21 protein-coding genes are annotated in these 17,985 nt (G+C 71.1%); 5 read left to right on the forward strand and 16 right to left on the reverse strand.

Annotation, left to right across the window (positions count from 1 at the left end):
* Window positions 1-76: 76 nt before the first annotated feature.
* From ATC03_RS12700 to ATC03_RS12740, 9 genes are all read right to left on the reverse strand, one after another.
* Complete coding sequence (locus ATC03_RS12700; protein ID WP_067877649.1) at window positions 77-568, reverse strand: GNAT family N-acetyltransferase; 492 nt, start codon at window positions 566-568, stop codon at window positions 77-79.
* 76 nt (window positions 569-644) lie between these two features.
* Window positions 645-1,907 carry an ABC transporter permease gene (locus tag ATC03_RS12705; RefSeq protein ID WP_067877652.1) on the reverse strand — a complete coding sequence of 421 codons (1,263 nt, stop codon included), beginning with the start codon at window positions 1,905-1,907 and terminating at the stop codon, window positions 645-647.
* A complete protein-coding gene (locus ATC03_RS12710; RefSeq protein ID WP_067877656.1) occupies window positions 1,904-2,728 on the reverse strand; it encodes an ABC transporter ATP-binding protein in 825 nt (274 codons plus the stop codon). Before ATC03_RS12710 ends, ATC03_RS12705 begins: the two co-directional genes overlap by 4 nt.
* Window positions 2,725-3,765 (reverse strand): permuted SH3 domain-containing protein, encoded by a 1,041-nt coding sequence (locus ATC03_RS12715; protein ID WP_067877659.1) that lies wholly within the window; start codon window positions 3,763-3,765, stop codon window positions 2,725-2,727. The genes ATC03_RS12710 and ATC03_RS12715 overlap by 4 nt, the downstream gene beginning before the upstream one ends.
* Window positions 3,766-3,947: 182 nt before the next feature.
* Window positions 3,948-5,624 (reverse strand): ribonuclease J, encoded by a 1,677-nt coding sequence (locus tag ATC03_RS12720; protein ID WP_067877663.1) that lies wholly within the window; start codon window positions 5,622-5,624, stop codon window positions 3,948-3,950.
* Between the two features lie 102 nt (window positions 5,625-5,726).
* On the reverse strand, window positions 5,727-6,701 hold the full coding sequence (gene dapA / locus ATC03_RS12725) for a 4-hydroxy-tetrahydrodipicolinate synthase (protein WP_067877666.1): 975 nt from the start codon (window positions 6,699-6,701) through the stop codon (window positions 5,727-5,729).
* Window positions 6,702-6,711: 10 nt separating this feature from the next.
* Window positions 6,712-7,152 carry a hypothetical protein gene (locus ATC03_RS12730; RefSeq protein WP_067877669.1) on the reverse strand — a complete coding sequence of 147 codons (441 nt, stop codon included), beginning with the start codon at window positions 7,150-7,152 and terminating at the stop codon, window positions 6,712-6,714.
* A 330-nt stretch (window positions 7,153-7,482) separates the two neighbouring features.
* A complete protein-coding gene (locus ATC03_RS12735) occupies window positions 7,483-8,037 on the reverse strand; it encodes a dihydrofolate reductase (RefSeq protein WP_067877672.1) in 555 nt (184 codons plus the stop codon).
* A complete protein-coding gene (locus ATC03_RS12740; RefSeq protein ID WP_067877675.1) occupies window positions 8,034-8,843 on the reverse strand; it encodes a thymidylate synthase in 810 nt (269 codons plus the stop codon). Before ATC03_RS12740 ends, ATC03_RS12735 begins: the two co-directional genes overlap by 4 nt.
* A 113-nt stretch (window positions 8,844-8,956) precedes the next feature.
* Between ATC03_RS12740 and ATC03_RS12745 the strand changes: the two genes are divergently transcribed.
* The 4 genes from ATC03_RS12745 to ATC03_RS12760 all read left to right on the forward strand — a co-directional run bounded on the left by ATC03_RS12745 (window position 8,957) and on the right by ATC03_RS12760 (window position 11,326).
* Window positions 8,957-9,430, forward strand: coding sequence for a thioredoxin family protein (locus ATC03_RS12745; RefSeq protein ID WP_067877679.1), 474 nt, complete (start codon window positions 8,957-8,959; stop codon window positions 9,428-9,430).
* The gene (locus ATC03_RS12750) at window positions 9,417-9,920 is read left to right on the forward strand and encodes a DUF4395 domain-containing protein (RefSeq protein WP_067877683.1); all 504 of its coding nucleotides are present in this window, start codon (window positions 9,417-9,419) and stop codon (window positions 9,918-9,920) included. The genes ATC03_RS12745 and ATC03_RS12750 overlap by 14 nt, the downstream gene beginning before the upstream one ends.
* 76 nt (window positions 9,921-9,996) lie before the next feature.
* Complete coding sequence (locus ATC03_RS12755; RefSeq protein ID WP_067877685.1) at window positions 9,997-10,422, forward strand: OsmC family peroxiredoxin; 426 nt, start codon at window positions 9,997-9,999, stop codon at window positions 10,420-10,422.
* Window position 10,423: 1 nt separating this feature from the next.
* Entirely contained in the window at window positions 10,424-11,326 is a 903-nt protein-coding gene (locus ATC03_RS12760; protein WP_067877688.1) for a TIGR01777 family oxidoreductase, read from the forward strand.
* Here ATC03_RS12760 and ATC03_RS12765 read toward each other — a convergent pair.
* Together ATC03_RS12765 and dapB are read right to left on the reverse strand one after the other, a co-directional pair.
* On the reverse strand, window positions 11,301-11,741 hold the full coding sequence (locus tag ATC03_RS12765; protein WP_067877691.1) for a hypothetical protein: 441 nt from the start codon (window positions 11,739-11,741) through the stop codon (window positions 11,301-11,303). The genes ATC03_RS12760 and ATC03_RS12765 overlap by 26 nt on opposite strands.
* Window positions 11,738-12,580, reverse strand: coding sequence for a 4-hydroxy-tetrahydrodipicolinate reductase (dapB, locus tag ATC03_RS12770; RefSeq protein ID WP_067882122.1), 843 nt, complete (start codon window positions 12,578-12,580; stop codon window positions 11,738-11,740). The genes ATC03_RS12765 and dapB overlap by 4 nt, the downstream gene beginning before the upstream one ends.
* 38 nt (window positions 12,581-12,618) lie before the next feature.
* Between dapB and ATC03_RS12775 the strand changes: the two genes are divergently transcribed.
* Window positions 12,619-13,140 carry a GNAT family N-acetyltransferase gene (locus ATC03_RS12775; protein WP_067877695.1) on the forward strand — a complete coding sequence of 174 codons (522 nt, stop codon included), beginning with the start codon at window positions 12,619-12,621 and terminating at the stop codon, window positions 13,138-13,140.
* A gap of 77 nt (window positions 13,141-13,217) precedes the next feature.
* Here the strand turns inward: ATC03_RS12775 and ATC03_RS12780 are convergent, their stop codons facing one another.
* From ATC03_RS12780 to ATC03_RS12800, 5 genes are all read right to left on the reverse strand, one after another.
* On the reverse strand, window positions 13,218-13,820 hold the full coding sequence (locus tag ATC03_RS12780; protein ID WP_067877698.1) for a histidine phosphatase family protein: 603 nt from the start codon (window positions 13,818-13,820) through the stop codon (window positions 13,218-13,220).
* Between the two features lie 46 nt (window positions 13,821-13,866).
* Window positions 13,867-15,249 (reverse strand): M16 family metallopeptidase, encoded by a 1,383-nt coding sequence (locus tag ATC03_RS12785; RefSeq protein ID WP_067877700.1) that lies wholly within the window; start codon window positions 15,247-15,249, stop codon window positions 13,867-13,869.
* Between the two features lie 49 nt (window positions 15,250-15,298).
* Window positions 15,299-16,411, reverse strand: a complete 1,113-nt coding sequence (locus tag ATC03_RS12790) for an aldo/keto reductase (RefSeq protein WP_227820091.1) — start codon at window positions 16,409-16,411, stop codon at window positions 15,299-15,301.
* A 134-nt stretch (window positions 16,412-16,545) separates the two neighbouring features.
* Window positions 16,546-17,418, reverse strand: coding sequence for an HpcH/HpaI aldolase/citrate lyase family protein (locus ATC03_RS12795; RefSeq protein ID WP_067877703.1), 873 nt, complete (start codon window positions 17,416-17,418; stop codon window positions 16,546-16,548).
* Window positions 17,415-17,978, reverse strand: coding sequence for a MaoC family dehydratase (locus tag ATC03_RS12800; protein ID WP_067877705.1), 564 nt, complete (start codon window positions 17,976-17,978; stop codon window positions 17,415-17,417). Before ATC03_RS12800 ends, ATC03_RS12795 begins: the two co-directional genes overlap by 4 nt.
* Window positions 17,979-17,985 lie beyond the last annotated feature (7 nt).

Genomic DNA, 17,985 nt, shown 5'->3' on the forward strand with positions numbered 1-17,985 from the left:
CCGACGCCGACCGCCAGGCGACCGCGAGTGTCCGTGATCTGCGCCACCACGGGGAACGCGCGCCGAGGGAGAACGCTCAGGACAGCAGCCGCACCATCGTGTCGCGGTTGCCGCGCGAGCCGACCACCGAGAACCCCTCGCTGCGGTACAGGCTCTCGGCATGGTTGCCGTGCTCGACGCTCAGTGCGAGGCGTGCGAAGCCCGCGGTGCGCGCGACCTCCGTCAACGACCGGATCAGCGCCCGCCCGACGCCCTGCGCGCGCCAGACCGGGCGAACGCCGATGATGAGCTCGGGCACACCCGCGGCGACGAATCCGTGCGCGGCGACGTCGGACGCCAGCAGCCGGTACCACGCGGCGCCGATCGGCCGCCCGTGCGCGTCGACCGCGACGAAACCGCGATCGGCCGGGCGCTGCCAGCCCGCGATGTAGTTGCGGTACACCGGGTCGCTCAGCACCGAGGGTCGCGGGCGGATCGAGCCCGCCCGCCAGTTCGCCGCCTCGACCACCATGTCGGCGAGGAAGGATCCGTCGCTCACGACAGCCGGGCGAATCGTGAAGTCCGCCATGGGCGGATGCTACGCCCCGCCCGTTTCGGGCGTGTTTCGCGGCATCCGCCCCTCATCTCGCGACGAGCGAGCGGCCTCAGAACCGGATCGCGTCGATCACGCGCACCCGCACCGCCGTGAGCGCGGGCAGCAGACCGGCGAGCGCACCCACCAGCACCGAGCTGCCGATGCCGATGAGCGCGGCGTCGATCGGGAACGGCGGGAAGTCCTCGACCATGCCCTGCCCGACCAGCTGCTCGAACATCGGACTCTTCACGGCGACGATCGCGAGCGCGACGCCGATGCCGCCCGCGATCGCAGTGCCGACGACGCTCTCCATCATCACCGAGAAGAACACGCGGCCGCTGGTCGCCCCGAAGCTGCGCCGGATGCCGATCTCGCGGATGCGGTACTTCACCGTGACGAGCGAGATCGTCACGAGACCGAGCGCGCCGAGCAGCAGGATCACCACGGCGACACCCGCGACGACGAGCTTCAGCACGAGCAGCGCGTCGCCGCCCTCCCACGCCAGGTAGTCCTGCCGGTTCACGCTCGCCTCGAGGCCCGGCGCCCCGGCCTGCAGCTCGCCCTGCAGGCGCAGCGCGAGCTCGTCGGCGACGTCGACGGGCACCCAGGCCTCGTACTGGTAGCCGTTGTCGAATCCGCCCGCGAAGCCGCTCGGATCCCCGCCGCTCAGCCCGAGGCGTTCGGCCGCGTCGGCCAGCACGAACGATCGCGGATACGTCTCGTAGTCGGAGGTGCGGACGACCCCGATCACGACCGCCGTCACCGGGCCGTCGGCGCCTCGGAGCTCGACCGTCGGATGCGACGCGATCGCCGGCGAGCCGAGGCGCTGCCAGAACGGCACGTTGACCACGAGCGCCGGAGCGAGCCGGTCGGCATCGGAGCCGACGAACCACGAGCCGTCCTGCATGGGCGTGCGATGCATGATGCCGTAATCGGCATCGACGATCGTCGAGTCGACCTGGGTCACGCCGTCGACGAACTGGGCCGAGAGCGCGCCGTACCCGATCCTCGTCTCGTATTCGATGCCGTGCCGGGCGACCGCGGTCTGCCAGACCTCGGTCATCCGGGCCTGGTCGATCGTGCCGCCGTCGGGCGAGGTGGCGTAGATACTCGCGGAGAGCATCGCGGGTCGACCCGAGCTGCGCTCGTTGCTCTCGTTCAGCGCCTGCTGCGCGACCGCAGCCGCCCCGAGCACGGTCGTCAACGCGAACACCGCGATCGCGACGCCGACGAGCGAGAGCAGCACGCGCGTGCGGTGGACGCGCAGTTCTTCGGCCGACTCGACGAAGGTCGACGCGATACCCGTGAAGGTGCGCCCCAGGAACGGCATCATGCGCGCGCCCCCTCGGGTTCGGTCTCGAGCACGGTGCGGGGTTCGGACTCGGCTGCACGGTCGGGGTCGTGTTCGAGGTCGGGGTCGCCATGCACGACGGTTCCGGATGTCGCGGGCACGCCGCCTTCGCCCGCCGCCCCGTCGAGCGGGACCAACCGCCCCGCCTCGAGCCGCAGGTGCCGCACCGCCCGGCGCGCGATGGCCGGATCGTGCGTGATCGTGACGAGTGCGGCGCCGGTCTCGCCGGCGACCTCCTCCATGAGCTCCATGACGGTCGCCCCGGTCTCGAGGTCGAGTGCGCCGGTCGGCTCGTCGGCCAGGATCAGCCGCGGGCGCCGCACGAGCGCCCTCGCGATCGCCACGCGCTGCTGCTCGCCACCCGACATGCGGTCGGGCATCGAGGTCACCCGCGCGCCGAGGCCGACGCGCTCGAGCATCGCCGCGGCGAGCCGCTCGCGCCGCCAGAACGCCGTGCCCCGGTCGTAGAGGAGGGGCGTCATCACGTTCTCGATCGCCGTGCGCCCGGGCAGCAGGTTGAACTGCTGGAAGACGAACCCGATCGACGCGCCGCGCAGCCTCGCGAGCCGCGCGTCCGAGAGCCTCCGCACGTCGGCGCCGTCGAAGCGGATCTCGCCGTGGGTCGGGCGGTCGAGCAGACCGAGCAGGTTCAGCAGCGTCGACTTGCCGGACCCCGACCTCCCGACGATCGACACCCGGTCGCCGTCGTCGATCACGAGGTCGATCGCGGAGAGGATCTGCAGGGGCGCCGCATCGGGGAGCTCGACCGTGCGGCCGACGCCCTCGAGCGAGATCAGGGTCACGTGCCGAGCCCCATGACCATGCCGCCGCAGGCCGCCGGATCCATCGTGCAGTCGGGCTGCGCCGGAGCACCCGGCACGAACTGCAGCACCGCGTCGCCCTCGGCGAGCCCGTCGACGATCTGGACGTTGACGCCGTCGGTCAGCCCGAGCGTCACCGGGTGCTCCGCCCCCTCGCCGTCGTCGCCCACGAGCCACACCACGCCCGTCTCGGCGCCGCCCTCGACCGCCGTCGTCGGCACGGCGAGCACATCGTCGGCGCTGCCGGCTGCGATGGTCACCTGAGCCGTGAGCCCGGAGAAGACCTTCACGTCGGCCGGCACGGCGCAGCGGACGGTCGCCGTACCGCCGGCGGCACCCGCCCCGCCCGAGCTCGCGGCGTCGGCATCTGCGCCGGCCGCGGCATCCGTCGTCGAGATCGTGAGCGACGGGCACGTGAACGGCGCGGGGCCGCCCGCGATGACCACCTGAGCCTCGGTCGGCAGCTGCGTCAGCCGGTACTGCTGCTCGGCGCCGAGCGGTGCCGAGACCTGGAACGACGGCGGCGCGACCTTGCCCGATGCCTGCCCGACCGCCATCGCCTGCCCCTCGAGCACCTCGAAGCCCGTGAGCGCACCCGCGATCGGCGCGAAGACCTTCTCGAAGTGATGCCCAGGCTGCCCGAGCGTCACGACGGGCACGCCGTCAGGGCCGATCGTGGTGCGCTCGACGGGCTCGTCGACGACCTTGATGTCGAACAGCGCGTCGCCCTGCGCGACCACCTGGCCCGGCTTCGCGAACACCTCGTCGACCGTGCCGTCGGCCGTCGCCTTGATCACGACCGCCGGCTCGGGCGACACCGTGCCCGCGAGCACCACGTCGTTGCGGATCGACGCGCGCTGCACCTCGACCTGCGGCTCGCTGATCGTGCCCGTCGGCTGCGGCGAGGCATCCGTCTGCGAGGCATCGGGGAAGAATGCGAGCTTCACGAGCGCCACGGCGATCGCGGCCACCAGGACCATTCGGAGGATCGGGAAGATCCATTTGCGCCAGACACCCACGGCTGCGCCTCCATCTCGGTAGGGATCGGGAAGGGTCGCCCAAACCTATCGACGCGCATGCCGCGAGCGGAATCCGTCTCGGGGATGATTCAGGGGCGGGTCGGGGATGTCCCGACCCGCCCCTGTGAACGAATCCGCGTGGCGCCGGCGGGCCGCAGCCGCGCCCTGCCGCCAGCGCCCGGCTACGCCTCGATGACGAGCGGCACGAGCATCGGACGGCGGCGCAGGCGACGGTTCACCCACGTGCCGACCGTGCGCCGCACGATCTGCTGCAGCGCGTGCGAGTCGCGCACGCCGCTCTGCGCGGCCTCGAGCAGTGCGGCCGAGATCCTGGGCTTCACCTCTTCGAAGACGGAGTCGTCCTCGGCGAACCCGCGCGCGTGGATCTCGGGACCGACGATGATGCGACCCGTCGAGGCATCGACCACGATGATGACCGAGATGAAACCCTCCTCACCGAGGATCCGGCGATCCTTGAGGTCGGCGTCGGTGATCTCCCCGACCGTCGAGCCGTCGACGTAGACGAAGCCGAGGTCGAGCTGGCCGGCCACCTTCATCTCGCCGTCGAGCAGGTCGTAGACCGTGCCGTTCTCGCCGATGAACGTGTTGCGCTCGGGGATGCCGGTGTCTTGCGCCAGCTTCGCGTTCGCGAACAGGTGACGGTACTCGCCGTGGATCGGCAGCACGTTCTTCGGCTGCAGGATGTTGTAGCAGTAGAGCAGTTCGCCCGCGGCCGCGTGGCCCGAGACGTGCACCTTCGCGTTGCCCTTGTGCACGACGTTCGCACCGAGCTTCGTGAGCCCGTCGATCACGCGGTAGATCGCGTTCTCGTTGCCCGGAATCTGGCTCGAGGCGAGGATGACCGTGTCGCCCTGGCCGACCTCGATCTGGTGATCCCGGTTCGCCATGCGGCTGAGCACGGCCATCGGCTCGCCCTGCGACCCCGTCGACATGTAGACGATCTTGTCGTCGGGGATGTCGCCGGCCTTCTTGTAGTCGACGAGCACGCCCTCCGGCACCTTGAGGTATCCGAGATCCGCGGCGATGGTCATGTTGCGCACCATGCTCCGGCCGAGCAGGGCCACGCGACGGCCGTTCTGGTGCGCCGCGTCGAGCACCTGCTGCACGCGGTGCACGTGGCTCGAGAAGCTCGCCACGATGACGCGGCGCGGTGCACGCGCGATGACCTCGTCGAGCACGGGACCGATCGCGCGCTCGAGCGGCGTGAAGCCCGGGACATCCGCATTGGTGGAGTCGACCATGAACAGGTCGACGCCCTCCTCGCCGAGGCGGGCGAACTCGCGAAGGTCGGTGAGGCGTCCGTCGAGCGGCAACTGGTCCATCTTGAAGTCGCCGGTGGCCAGCACGGTGCCGGCGTCGGTGTGGATCGCGACGGCGAGCGCGTCGGGGATCGAGTGGTTGACCGCGATGAACTCGAGGTCGAACGGGCCGATCTCCTCGTCCTGGCCCTCCTTCACCGTGAGGCTGTACGGCTTGATGCGGTGCTCTTTCAGCTTCGCCTCGACGAGCGCAAGGGTCAGCTGCGAACCGATCAGGGGGATGTCGGCGCGCAAGCGCAGCAGGTACGGCACGCCGCCGATGTGGTCTTCGTGGCCGTGCGTGAGCACGACGCCGACGATGTCGTCGATGCGGTCGCGCAGGAAGCCGAAGTCGGGCAGAATCAGGTCGACGCCCGGCTGGTGCTCCTCAGGGAAGAGCACGCCGCAGTCGACGATGAGGATCTTGCCGTCGATCTCGTAGCTCGTCATGTTGCGGCCGACCTCGCCGAGGCCGCCGATGGGGATGATGCGAAGCGTTCCCGGGCTCAGCGGGGCAGGTTCGATGATGGAATCGGGCATGGGCCCTCCTAGGTTCGGTGTTCAGTTCGGTGCCGGCCCTGTGACCGGCGGATGTCTCGGGGCGGATGTCTCGCGCAGGCGTGCGTCGCGACATCCGCGGGTCTAACGGGTGGTGCCTGCGACCTTGGGCAGCGCGCCGCCGGCGGCGGCGTTGCGGTCGGGTCGGAAGTTTCGGAAGTCGACGCCCTCGACGCCGCGCACGTGGTCGATCTCGTCTTCGATGAGCGCGGCCTCCCACTCCTCGGGGCCGACGAGGGGCAGTCGCACACGCGGGCTGCCGATGCGGCCGAGGCCGTGCAGGATGTACTTGGCCGCGACCGTGCCGGGCACGTGCGTCATGACGGCGCGCACGAGCGGCTCGAGCTGCTGGTGGGCGGCCGTCGCCGTGGCGAGGTCGCCGCGGTTCACGGCGTCGACGATCGTGCGGTACGGCGCGGGGGCGATGTTCGCGGTGACGCCGATGAGCCCGGTCGCGCCGATCGAGAGGTGCGGCAGGGCGTTGGCGTCGTCGCCCGAGAAGTACATGAGGTCGGTCTGGTTCAGCACCCGGCTGACCTCGCTGAAGTCGCCCTTGGCGTCTTTCACCGCGAGGATGTTCGGGTGCTTGGCGAGCCGCAGGATCGTCTCGTACTTGATCGGCACGCCCGTTCGGCCCGGGATGTCGTAGAGGATCACGGGCAGGTCGGTCGCGTCGGCGACCATGCGGAAGTGCGTCAGGATGCCGGCCTGCGTGGGCTTGTTGTAGTACGGCGTGACGATCATGATGCCGTCGGCGCCGGCCTGCTCGGAGTGCCTGTAGAGCTCGATCGCGTGCGCGGTCTCGTTCGAGCCGCCGCCCGTGATGACCTTCGCCCGGCCGGAGGCCACGTCTTTCGCGACCTCGACGAGGCGGAGCTTCTCGGGGTCGGTGAGGGTGGACGTCTCGCCGGTGGTGCCCGTGACGACGATGCCGTCGGCGCCGCCCTCGATCAGGTGGTCGATGTGCTTCTCGACCCCGGGCCAATCGACCTCGCCGTCAGCCGTGAACGGGGTGACGAGCGCGACGAGTACCTGTCCGAAGGGGTTTTCCTGAGTCACGCCCTCAAGGCTATCGTCCCGTCCGCCCGCATTGCTCCCACTGGTTGCGAGCAACGTCGATGGCGACGACGGCGCGGTCGCCGCGCGAGGGTCGGCGGGGCTGATGCACTCTGACCTGCCCCGACTCCGGGTCGGGCCTTCTCGCCAGTGCATTGGCGGCGATCTCGATATGGAGGAGGCCGTCACCTTCGACCTCCTCCCCAAGGAATCTGAGCGCGCTGACGCAGGCCAGTCTTCCGCCGGCGCGGCAGGCCCGCTGCACGTCGAGGTGGGTCGCGGGCAGCGCGTACCACGCCTGCCGCACGCGGATGAGTCCTCCGCGCGCGACCAGGATACGGACGAATTCATCGTCGACGCCCATGCGCCGGAGGTCGGATCGCCGCGCAATGCCGCCGAGTGCCGCAGTCTCCTGTTCGAATCGCATGGCCCGAGCATCGGCGTCGATGATCACGGGCCTCGACCAGTGGCCCTCCCATCGAGAAGACGCACTACATCCGGTCGCTGTGGAGGACGCCTGCCGCTGCTCGCCTCTCGAACAACCAGAGCGGCCGGCTTTCGACCGAGGACCAACCGTGAGCGTCCGGCAACTCCTGAAAACGAGGACGCCTTCGGCCGTTGGGAGCTGCACGCAGCATCCACCGGCTTCCTCATTTTCAGGAGTCGAGCCGACACGCGGGCCCCGCTCGAGCGTCCTCGTTTTCAGGAGTACCGACGGCGAGTACAGCTTCGCGTTCGTTCTCCGAGGATCGGTTCCGAAAACGACCGCCGCGGTGCAGTCGGGTCAGGCGCGGACGTAGCGGAGGAAGCGGTACTCGAGGCCCGAGCGGGATGAATGCCACCCCTCGTCCGGGTCCACCTGATCGAGGCGCCAGCCGACGTGGTCGATCGATGGCGCCGCAGTGTCGCCTGCCTCGGGCGTGAGCGCCTGCGCTCCGCCGGCCCCGCGGAGTTCGGTCACCTCGAGGCGGTCGGCGGTCGGCAGGACCTGCCCGAAGAGGTCCGCTCCACCGATGACCCAGGTCCACGGCGAGTCGAAACCAGCGGCGGCGATGGCCGCGTCGACCGATGCCGCGACCTCGGCACCGTCGGCCCTCCACTCAGACTGACGGGTCACGACGATGTTGCGACGACCGGGCAGCGGGCGGTAGCGCGCATTCAGGGACTCCCACGTCTTGCGGCCCATCACGACGGGTGCGCCGAGAGTCACGGCTTTGAAGTGCGCGAGGTCCTCGGGCACGTGCCAGGGCATGCCGCCGTCTCGGCCGATCACGCCTGCGGCCTCGGCCCAGATCAGGCCGACCCGGCTGCCTGCGGCATCCGCTTCGGTACTGCTCATACGGCGACGGCGCCGCGGATCGCGGGGTGGTGCTCGTAGCCGACGACCTCGAAGTCGCCGTACTCGTAGTCGAAGATCGAGTCGGGCGTGCGCGTGAGCCGCAGCGTCGGCGGCGCGAACGGCGCGCGGGTGAGCTGCTCGCGCACCTGCTCGACGTGGTTGTCGTAGATGTGGCAGTCGCCGCCGGTCCACACGAAGTCGCCGACCTCGAGCCCGGTCTGCGCGGCGACCATGTGGGTGAGCAGGGCGTACGAGGCGATGTTGAACGGCACGCCGAGGAACAGGTCGGCGCTGCGCTGGTAGAGCTGGCACGACAGCTTGCCGTCGGCGACGTAGAACTGGAACACCGCGTGGCAGGGCGCGAGGGCCATGTCGGGGATGTCGGCCGGGTTCCACGCGGAGACGATGAGTCGACGCGAGTCGGGGTTCGTGCGGATCTGCTCGACGACCTCGGAGATCTGGTCGATCGTCTCGCCGTTCGCGGTCGGCCAGGAGCGCCACTGCACGCCGTAGACGGGACCGAGCTCGCCCGCGGCATTCGCCCATTCGTCCCAGATGGTGACGCCGTGCTCGCGCAGCCAGCCCACGTTGGACTCGCCGCGGAGGAACCAGAGCAGCTCGTACGCGATCGACTTGAAGTGCACGCGCTTGGTCGTCACGAGGGGGAACCCCTGCGACAGGTCGAACCGCAGCTGGCGCCCGAACACGCTCGTGGTGCCCGTGCCGGTGCGGTCGGTCTTGCGCGTGCCGTGCTCGAGCACGTCGCGCAGCAGGTCTTCGTACGGGGTGCTGATCGTCTCGGACATCGCATCGATGCTAACCCGGCGGGACCGCATCGAGGCCGACATCGCGCGGATCGTCGCCCGTCATGCGTCGTCACACTCGGGCCGTCGCGTCGCCGCGCTCCTACCCTTGCCCCATGGACTGGCAGGCGGCGCTCATCGTGGGCCTCGGCCTGCCCGCGATCGCCACCGTGCTCGGACTCGTCTGGCGGGCCCGAACGGGTCGCGTGCGGTCGGCTGCCGGGGTTCGCACGCCGACGGATGCCGCGTCCGCGCGCAGCACCTCTGCCGCCGCCCTCGGGCTGGCCGACGCCGACCTCGGCGACGCCGCGACGCTCGTGCAGTTCTCCACCGAGTACTGCAGCCGCTGCCCGGCGACCGCGCGCCAGCTGGGCGAGGTCGCCGCGTCGTACGACGGCGTGCGCCACGTCGAGATCGACCTCACGCACCGGGCCGACCTCGCCGACCGGTTCCACGTGCGGCAGACCCCGACGACGCTGATCCTCCGCGCCGACGGCACCACGACCGCGCGCATCGGCGGTGCCCCCCGCCTCGCAGCCGTCCGCACCCACCTCGAGACCCTGATCGGGAGCCCCCATGTCGCATCCTGAGTCCGTCGAACCCGACGTCGCCACCGCCGCCGCACCCTCGGGCGCACCCGCCGGCATCGACCCGCGCGCACCGCGCTTCTCCGCGGCGATCACCGCCGTGCTGCTGCTCACCGTGGTCGTGCTCTCGGTCGCCGGCCTCGAGGTCACGGCGTGGGCGCTCCTCACCGCGCTCTCGGCGATCTTCCTCTGGGGTGCGGTCGCGGGCGTGAAGCGGCATCCGTTCGGCGTGCTCTACCGAACGTTCGTGCGCCCTCGCCTCGCGCCGCCGACCGAGCTCGAGGACCCGCGACCCCCGACCTTCGCCCAGCTCGTGGGTTTCATCGTGACGATCGTCGGCGTCGTGCTCGGGCTCTTCGGCGTCGAATACGCGGTCGCGATCGCGGCGGGCTTCGCCTTCATCGCGGCGTTCCTGAACGCCGTGTTCGACTACTGCCTCGGATGCCAGATCTACCTGCTGCTCGTTCGCGCGCGTCTGCTGCAGCGCGCCTGACACTCGCCGACGCGGGCCTGCCCCTCGGCACCGGTCGCGGGCTAGGCTGGGGACTCCGGCTCGACGAGGAGGACCCATGGCCGTCACGAGTGAATCGACCACCGTCTGGACCGGCACGCTCGCCGATGGTTCGGGCACGACCAAGCTCGACTCCTCCGGAGTCGCCGAGTTCCCCGTCAACTGGCGGGCGCGTTCCGAGGGCGAGGCCGGCACCACGAACCCCGAGGAACTGCTCGGTGCGGCGCACTCGTCGTGCTACTCGATGGCCCTCGCCCACGCCCTGACGGGAGCCGGCCACGCGCCGGAGTCCATCCAGACGACGGCGGCCGTCACGTTCGAGGCCGGTCGGGGCGTACTCGGCAGCCACCTGTTGGTGAGCGCGCGGGTTCCGGGTCTCACCGAGGCGGAGTTCGAGACCTTCGCCGAGGATGCGAAGGCGAACTGCCCCATCTCGAAGGCGCTTGCAGGCATCCCGATCACGATCGAAGCCGAACTCGCCTGACGTGCGGGTCCTCATCGCCGGCGCGTCCGGCTTCATCGGCACGGCGCTCGTCGAGCGTCTCGCCGCCGAAGGGCACGAGGTGCGCCGACTGGTGCGCCGTCGCACCGAGTCGCCCGATGAGGTGACCTGGTCGCCAGCGGCGGGCATCATCGACTTCACGGTGATGGATCGCGTCGACGCCGTCATCAGCCTGTCGGGTGCGTCGTTGTCGCACCTGCCGTGGACGAAGTCGTACCGATCCGCCATCATCGAGTCGCGCGTCACCGCGACCCGCACGCTCGCCGATGCGATGCGCAAGGCGCGCACTCCCCCGGCGGTGTTCCTCAGCGGTTCGGCAGTCGGCTACTACGGCAACCGTCCGGGCGAACTGCTCACCGAGTCGTCCCCCGCGGGGGCCGGGTTCCTGGTCGACGTCGTCGAGCGATGGGAGAAGGCCGCCGGCCTCGCCCCGCACGAGACGCGGACCGTGAACCTCCGCACGGGCCTCGTGATCGGGCACGGCGGTGCGATGAAGCCCGTCGGACTGATGACGAAGCTCGGCGTCTCGGCGCGCCTCGGCACCGGCGGCCAGCACTGGCCGTGGGTCGCGCTCGACGATGAGGTGTCCGCGATCATCCACCTGCTCGACTCGGAGGTCTCGGGTCCGGTGAACCTCGTCGGCCCGACGCCGGCGACGGCTGACCGCGTGATGAGCGCGATGGCCACGCGCATGCACCGCCCGTATTCGCTCGCGGTGCCTGAACGCGTGCTCGAGCTGGCGCTCGGTCAGGCGGCCGACGACCTGCTGCTCGCGAGCCAGAAGGTGGTGCCCCAGCGCCTGCTCGACGACGGCTTCGCGTTCGCCCACGAGACCGTGGAGTCCGCGATCGACGCGATGCTCAGCTCGCCCGCTCGAGCTCGATAGCCCGTCGCACGGCGTGCCGCGCGCGTCGGCGGTCGCCGGCGGCGTCGTAGGCCATGCCGAGCCGCATCCACGCGCGCCACGATTCGGGCTCGGCCTCGGCCTCGGCCCGGAACCGGTCGAACTCGGCGTCGGCCGAGGCGCGCACGGGGCGTCCGCTCGCGCTGGTCTCGATGCCGAGGTCGCTCTCGCCCTCGTCTTCGAGACGCCGTGCGAGCCGCTGCGAGCGGAAGCCGAACGAGAGTTCGCGCCAGATCGCCCATGCCGCGACGAGCGGCAGCACGATCAGGGCGATGCCCATGGCGATCGCGACCGGTTCGCCCGTGCCGACGAACTGCACGGCGCGCCATCCGACGAGCACCACGTAGACCGCGAGCAGCACCGCCATGGAGATGGCGCCGACCTTCGCGCCGCTCATTCGGCGGCCGGCGCGGGCGGTGCGGGAGCTGCAGGTGCGGGAGCTGCGGGCGCGGGCGGTGCGGGAGCGGCAGGGGCAGCAGCTGCGGGTGCCTCCGCGCCGGGCAGGTCGAGCCCGAGCAGCGCGCCGAGCCCCACGGTCACGCCGGTCGCCTCGGTCGCGCGTCGGAGCGCGAGCAGGATGCCCGCCTCGTAGGAGCTCGGCGAGAGCGTCGAGTGCGCGATCGTCAGGGTCTCGCCGTCGCCGCCGAGCACGACGCGCTGCTCGGCGAGCAGGCCCGACATGCGCAGGCTGTGCACGGGCACCCCCGAGACGAGCTGGCCTCTGGCGCGCTGATCGGCGTGCGGAGCCTCGACCGGCCCGGCGGCGGCACGCGCCTCGCCGATGAGCTCGGCGGTGCGCACGGCCGTGCCCGACGGCGAGTCGACCTTGCCAGCATGGTGGGCTTCGACGATCTCGATGGAGTCGAACCAGGGAGCCGCCAGCGCGGCGAACGCAGTACCGAGCGTGCTGCCGATCGAGAAGTTCGGGATGAACAGCACGGCCCCGGCCTCGTCGTGGCCGCGCACGAATCGCTCGATCTCGGCGATGCGGTCGGACGACCAGCCCGAGGTGCCGACGACGATCGGAATGCCGGCGCCGGCGGCGAACTCGACGATGCCGGCGCTCGCGGCGGGGTGCGTGACGTCGAGCACGACATCGGCTCCGAGCATCTCGTCGAGCTCGGACCTCGACGACAGCGCCGCGTGCAGTTCGAGGTCGTCGGCGCCCTCGACGAGTGCGAGTGCCAGCATGCCCATTTTGCCCGTGGCCCCGGCCACGGCGACCCGTATCGTCACGTGCTTCACCCTACCAAGCGCCGATTAGGCTGAACCGCATGCAGTTCCGAGCGGTGCCGGTCAGCGGCGCAGAGGCCCACGGCATGCTCACGGCGTACTTCACCGAACGTGCGGCCGGGTTCCCGGCCGAGCAGGGCAAGTACCGTCCGACGTTTCCCGCCGACGCCGCGTTCACGCCGCCCGACGGCGTGTTCCTCATCGTCGACGATGCGCCGAGCACGTCAGCAGACGGCACGGTGACGGATGCCGGTGGCACGAGGGGCATCGGCTGCGGCGGCATCAGGCGCATCGATGCCGACCCCGCGACCGGCCTCGTGCGCTACGAGATCAAGCACCTCTGGCTGACGGATGCCGCGCGCGGCCGTGGAACCGGACGCGCACTGCTCGTCGAGCTCGAACGCCGCGCGCGCGAGTTCGGCGCCCAGGAGCTCGTGCTCGACACGAACGCGAGCCTCGCCGCCGCGGGCGGTCTCTACCGCTCGAGCGGGTTCGTCGAGATCCCGCCGTACAACGACAACCCCAACGCGACGACCTGGTACGCGAAGCGGCTCGCCGACTGACGGCGCGGCCGACGGGTCGACGCCGGCGTGCGGCATCCGCATGCCCGACCGTGCGACGGCGGTCGGGTGGCGAGCGGTCAGACCGCGAAGGGCTCCGGCAGACCCGTGCGCAGCTCGAACGGGAGGTGCGAGAGGTCGTTGTGCACTACCAGGTTCCAAGGGCGGCCGGAGCGCTGGGTGAGCACCGTGAGCCCGCAGTTCGCCTGGTTGATCGAGAGCCAACGCCAGTCGGGTGCGCTCAGGACCTCCCGCACGAACCAGCCGATCACGAAGTTGTGGGTGATGAGCAGGTCGTGGCGGTCGTCGCGGTGCGATCGCAGGAACTCGGCCGCCGCGTCTTCCATCTGGGCGGTGCCGGCCTCGATCTCGGCCTCGGTCACCGAACCGAAGAACGCGTCATAGGCCTTGGGCGTCGCAGGCGCCGGACCCGAGGGGATGCAGTCGAAGAGCAGGGCCGACGGCTCGGGTGAGAGCGACGGCATCTTCGCCGCGATGATGGCGGCGGTCTCGGTCGCGCGCTGCAGCGGCGAGTGCCAGGCGTTGTCGAACGGGATGCCGCCGAGCCGCTCGGCCAGCAGCTCGGCCTGCCGACGACCGCGCGGCGACAGCGGCCCGTCTTGGAGTCCGTGTTCGGCGTCGAGCTGCTCGCCGTGTCGGACGAGGTAGAGGTGGTGTGGCACGATGCGCTTCCTGTGTGGTCGAGGCGTCGGTGTCGGGTGGCCGCGGTCAGGCGGCGTCGGAGGTCGGGGGCAGGTCGATCGCCTGAGCGAAGTCGGCTTCCTCGCTCGCGCCGACGGCGACGAGCGAGAACGGCTGGGCGACGAGATCGGCGGCGAGCACGCGCACGTCTTCGGCGGTGACGCGGGCGATGCGACGGAGTGCCTCGTCGAGGTCGACGAACTCCCCGAGCGTGAGCTCGGCGCGGCCGAGCCGCGACATCCGCGTGTCGGAGTCCTCGAGGGCGAGGGCGGAGGCCCCGGCCAGCTGGCCCGTGGCGCGGCGGAGCTCTTCGGCCGTGATGCCGTCGCTCGCGAGGCGCCCGAGCTCGGCGCGCATGAGTTCGGCGACCGTCGGCGCCTTCGAGGGCGAGCATCCGGCGTACATGCCGAAGAGGCCCGCGTCGGAGTACGACGGCGCGAACGAGTACACCGAGTAGGCGAGCCCGCGTCGTTCGCGCACCTCCTGGAAGAGGCGCGACGACATGCCCGAGCCGAACACGGTGTTGAGCACGCTCATCGTCGAACGGCGCGGGTCGGTCGCGACGAGGCCGCGCGCACCGATCAGGAGGTTGACCTGCTCGATGGGGCGCTGCACGACCGTGAGCTCGAGGGCCGGCGCGAGCTCCACCGAGGTGCGGGACCGTCGCTCGACGGGTGCGGCCTCGACCGTCAGATTCCACCCGCCTGCCGTGAGCGCGCGTTCGAGTGCGGCGACGAGCTCGTCGTGATCGACGGCGCCCGCGGCGGTGACGACGAGGTCGTTCGGCCGGTAGTTCGCGAGGTAGTGCTCGTGCACGGCCTCGCGAGTGGCCCGGTTGATCGTGTCGGGATCGCCGCCGATGGGCCGGCCGAGCGGGTGGTCGCCGAGCACGGCCTCGAAGAAGCGCTCGTTCGCGACGTCGCCGGGGTCGTCGCCCGCCATCGACAGTTCTTCGAGGATGACGCCGCGCTCGTTGTCGAACTCGACGGGGTCGAGCAGCGACGACGTGAACATGTCGGAGAGCACCTCGACCGCCATCGGCAGGTCTCTGTCTTGCACCTTGGCGTAGTAGCAGGTGTACTCCTTCGCCGTGAGCGCGTTGTGCTCGCCGCCGACGGCGTCGAAGGAGATGGCGATGTCGAGCGCGGTGCGGGTGGGCGTGCCCTTGAACAGCAGGTGCTCGAGGAAGTGCGTCGACCCGAAGGTCGCGGGATGCACGCCGTCGGCGGCACGCTCGTCGCGCGAGCCCACGGCCACCCAGAACCCGATGGTCGCGCTGCGGCTGCCCGGAACCTGCTCGGTGAGCACCCGCACCCCCGACGGCAGGATCGTGCGTCGCACGAGGGCGTCACCGGCAGCGGTGAAGGACAGTTCGGCAGTGCCGAGAGGAAGGTCGACGGCGCCGTTCATCCCACCCAGCCTAGGCCACGCGTTCGCGCCGTGGGGTTCGGCGCGCAGCTCAGTGCGAGGCGCGGTCGAGCTCGACGAGCTCCGAGCGGTGCAGATCCACGGATGCGGCCGCGATGAGCGCGTCGACCTGGTCGGCGTTGGTCGCGCTCACGACCGGCGCCACGATCGAGGGCCGCGCGAGCAGCCACGCGAGCGCGACCGTGGCCGGTGCGACGGCGTGCGTCGCGGCGATCTCGTCGAGGGCCGCGAGCACGCGGAGTCCGCGACGACCGAGGTGCACGCCGGCGCGGGCACCGCGGGCGTCGTGCTTGACGTCGCTCCGCCGCCGGATGCCGCCGGCGAGGAATCCGTTCGCGAGTGCGAAGTAGGGCATCACCGCGAGGCCCTGCGCGTGCGCGACGAGCTCGGTCGCGCCCTCGAAGGACTTGCGCTCCATGAGGCTGTACCGGGTGGTCAGCGTCTGGAACCGCGGCAGGCCGTTGGCGGCGAGCACGCGGGCCTCGATGAGGCGTTCGGGCGAGAAGTCGCTCGCCCCGACCGCGCGCACCTTGCCGGCTTCGACGAGCGCCCCGACGGCGCCGAGCGACTCCTCGAGCGGCACGTCGTGGTCTTCGCCGTGCAGGAACAGCACGTCGATGCGCTCGGTCTGCAGTCGCTGCAGGCTCGCGTCGACGGCGGACCTGATCGTCTGCGGCGCGAGTCCCGGAAGGTCCTGGTTGCGGCCGACCTTGGTCATGACGTGCATGCGATCGCGCGAACCGCGCGAGGCCATCCACGATCCGATGATCGATTCGCTGCGGCCGGCGGCGTAGCTGTCGGCCGTGTCGATGAGGTCGCCGCCCGTTCCGGCGAACCGGTCGAGGATCGCGTGGGCGTCGTCGGACCCCAGGGTCCACCCGAAGGTGCTGGCGCCGATCGCGAGGCGGTGCACGCTCATGTCGGTGTCGCCGAGCCTGGCTCGGAGCGGCACGAGGATCGGGCCGGAGAAGGTGTTGCTGGCGACGACCTCGGCGCGGTGCGCCGCCGTGCGAGGCTCGTCGAGGATCGACGCCTCGACGGCATCCGCATTCGGGAATACGTCGCGTTCCGCGAGTGCGACCGTCGACCCGTGATCGGTCTCACGGTGCGTGTCGCGCCCCCCTGCCAAGTGCCTTCTGGCCACCTTCTCCTCCTCCCCAGGATTGAATCGACCCTATGTTGCACCCGAGGTCCTTCGGATGCCCCCGCGGGAATTCCGAATGAACTGTTACCGAATCGTGTCGACTTGACCCTCGAATGGAGGACGAATCGGGCTGATCAGTGGTGATTCGGAGCCGACGGCGGATCGGATCGGACTCCCGCACGACGCCCCTCGCGCCGGAGCACGGCCTCGGCCTGCCGGAGCACCGGCCCGTCGACCATGCGCCCGCGGAACGCGAAGACGCCGGGCTCGCCGGACGCCGCGGCCAGCACGGCACGCGCCCACTCGAACTGATCGGCATTCGGGCGGTAGGCCTCGCGCACGGTGTCGACCTGGGACGGGTGGATGCAGGCGGTGGCCGCGAACCCGAGCGCCGCGGCATCCTGCGCCTCTTCGGCGAGACCTTCGAGGTCGGCGATGTCCAGGTGCACGGTGTCGATCGCGGCGACCCCGTGCGCGGCGGCGGCGAGCTGGACGTGCGCACGGGCGTGCGCGGCGACGCCCCGGTAGCGGGCGTCGGCGTGGCGGCTCGAGAAGCCCCCGAGCGAGGCGACGAGGTCTTCGGCGCCCCACATGAGCGCCGACACGTTCGGCAGCGCCGCGACGGCCTCGGCCGCGAGCACGCCCCTCGCCGTCTCGCACAGCGCGACGACCTCGAACGCCTCGAGGTCGACGAGGTCGACGGTCCCCTCGCACTTGGCGAGCATCACGGTTCGATAGGGCGTCTCGGCGAGCATCGCGACGTCGGCCGCGAAGTCCGCCGACGCGGCCGGGTTCACCCGCACGATCACGCGATCGTGGTCAAGGGCCACGTCGAGGGCGGATGCCGCGACCGCACGCCGCGCGGCGGCCTTCGACTCGGGCGCGACGGCGTCCTCGAGATCGAGGACCACCGCGTCGGACCGTTCGAGCGCCTTCGCGAAGCGGTCGGGCCGGTCGGCCGGGCAGAAGAGCAGCGCCGGGCCGAGGCGGAACGGCGGCCGGGTCATCCGCTCGCCCGACCGTTCGACGAATCGCCGCCCGTGCCGGGCCGCGCGGCGCTGCGCTCACCCGCTTCACGGGTGTGCACCAGCATCGTGCGCGACGCGGTCGCGACCACGACGCCGTGCTGGTTGCGCGCGGTGTGCGCGAGCACGACGACCCCCTCGCCCGGGCGCGACGACGACAGCCGCTTCGACTCGACGACCGACTCGCCGTACAGCGTGTCGCCGACGAACACCGGGTTCGGGAACGCGACCTCGCCGAAGCCGAGGTTCGCGACGAGCGTGCCGAGCGTCAGCTGCCCGACCGACTGGCCGACCAGGGTCGAGAGCGTGAACAGCGAGTTCACGAGGATGCGCCCGAACGGCTGCGTCGCCGCGAAGGCCGCGTCGAGGTGCAGCGGCTGCGGGTTCATCGTGAGCGTCGTGAAGAGCACGTTGTCGGCCTCGGTCACGGTGCGCCCCGGGCGGTGCAGGTATCGCACGCCCGGCTCGAACTCCTCGAACCAGAGGCCGCGCTGCACGACCTCGCGCTCCTCCGGCCGGGCGTCGCTCGCGGCATCCGTCATCTCAGGC

Source organism: Agromyces aureus, assembly GCF_001660485.1.
Lineage (GTDB): Bacteria > Actinomycetota > Actinomycetes > Actinomycetales > Microbacteriaceae > Agromyces > Agromyces aureus.

What these genes read in the sequence shown, in the direction of transcription:
- ATC03_RS12700 (WP_067877649.1), bottom strand. Translation starts at nt 568, where the DNA reads ATGGCGGACTTCACGATTCGCCCGGCTGTCGTGAGCGACGGATCCTTC.
- ATC03_RS12705 (WP_067877652.1), bottom strand. Translation starts at nt 1,907, where the DNA reads ATGATGCCGTTCCTGGGGCGCACCTTCACGGGTATCGCGTCGACCTTC.
- ATC03_RS12720 (WP_067877663.1), bottom strand. Translation starts at nt 5,624, where the DNA reads ATGCCCGATTCCATCATCGAACCTGCCCCGCTGAGCCCGGGAACGCTT.
- ATC03_RS12735 (WP_067877672.1), bottom strand. Translation starts at nt 8,037, where the DNA reads ATGAGCAGTACCGAAGCGGATGCCGCAGGCAGCCGGGTCGGCCTGATC.
- ATC03_RS12740 (WP_067877675.1), bottom strand. Translation starts at nt 8,843, where the DNA reads ATGTCCGAGACGATCAGCACCCCGTACGAAGACCTGCTGCGCGACGTG.
- ATC03_RS12745 (WP_067877679.1), top strand. Translation starts at nt 8,957, where the DNA reads ATGGACTGGCAGGCGGCGCTCATCGTGGGCCTCGGCCTGCCCGCGATC.
- ATC03_RS12750 (WP_067877683.1), top strand. Translation starts at nt 9,417, where the DNA reads ATGTCGCATCCTGAGTCCGTCGAACCCGACGTCGCCACCGCCGCCGCA.
- ATC03_RS12755 (WP_067877685.1), top strand. Translation starts at nt 9,997, where the DNA reads ATGGCCGTCACGAGTGAATCGACCACCGTCTGGACCGGCACGCTCGCC.
- ATC03_RS12765 (WP_067877691.1), bottom strand. Translation starts at nt 11,741, where the DNA reads ATGAGCGGCGCGAAGGTCGGCGCCATCTCCATGGCGGTGCTGCTCGCG.
- ATC03_RS12775 (WP_067877695.1), top strand. Translation starts at nt 12,619, where the DNA reads ATGCAGTTCCGAGCGGTGCCGGTCAGCGGCGCAGAGGCCCACGGCATG.
- ATC03_RS12785 (WP_067877700.1), bottom strand. Translation starts at nt 15,249, where the DNA reads ATGAACGGCGCCGTCGACCTTCCTCTCGGCACTGCCGAACTGTCCTTC.
- ATC03_RS12795 (WP_067877703.1), bottom strand. Translation starts at nt 17,418, where the DNA reads ATGACCCGGCCGCCGTTCCGCCTCGGCCCGGCGCTGCTCTTCTGCCCG.
- ATC03_RS12800 (WP_067877705.1), bottom strand. Translation starts at nt 17,978, where the DNA reads ATGACGGATGCCGCGAGCGACGCCCGGCCGGAGGAGCGCGAGGTCGTG.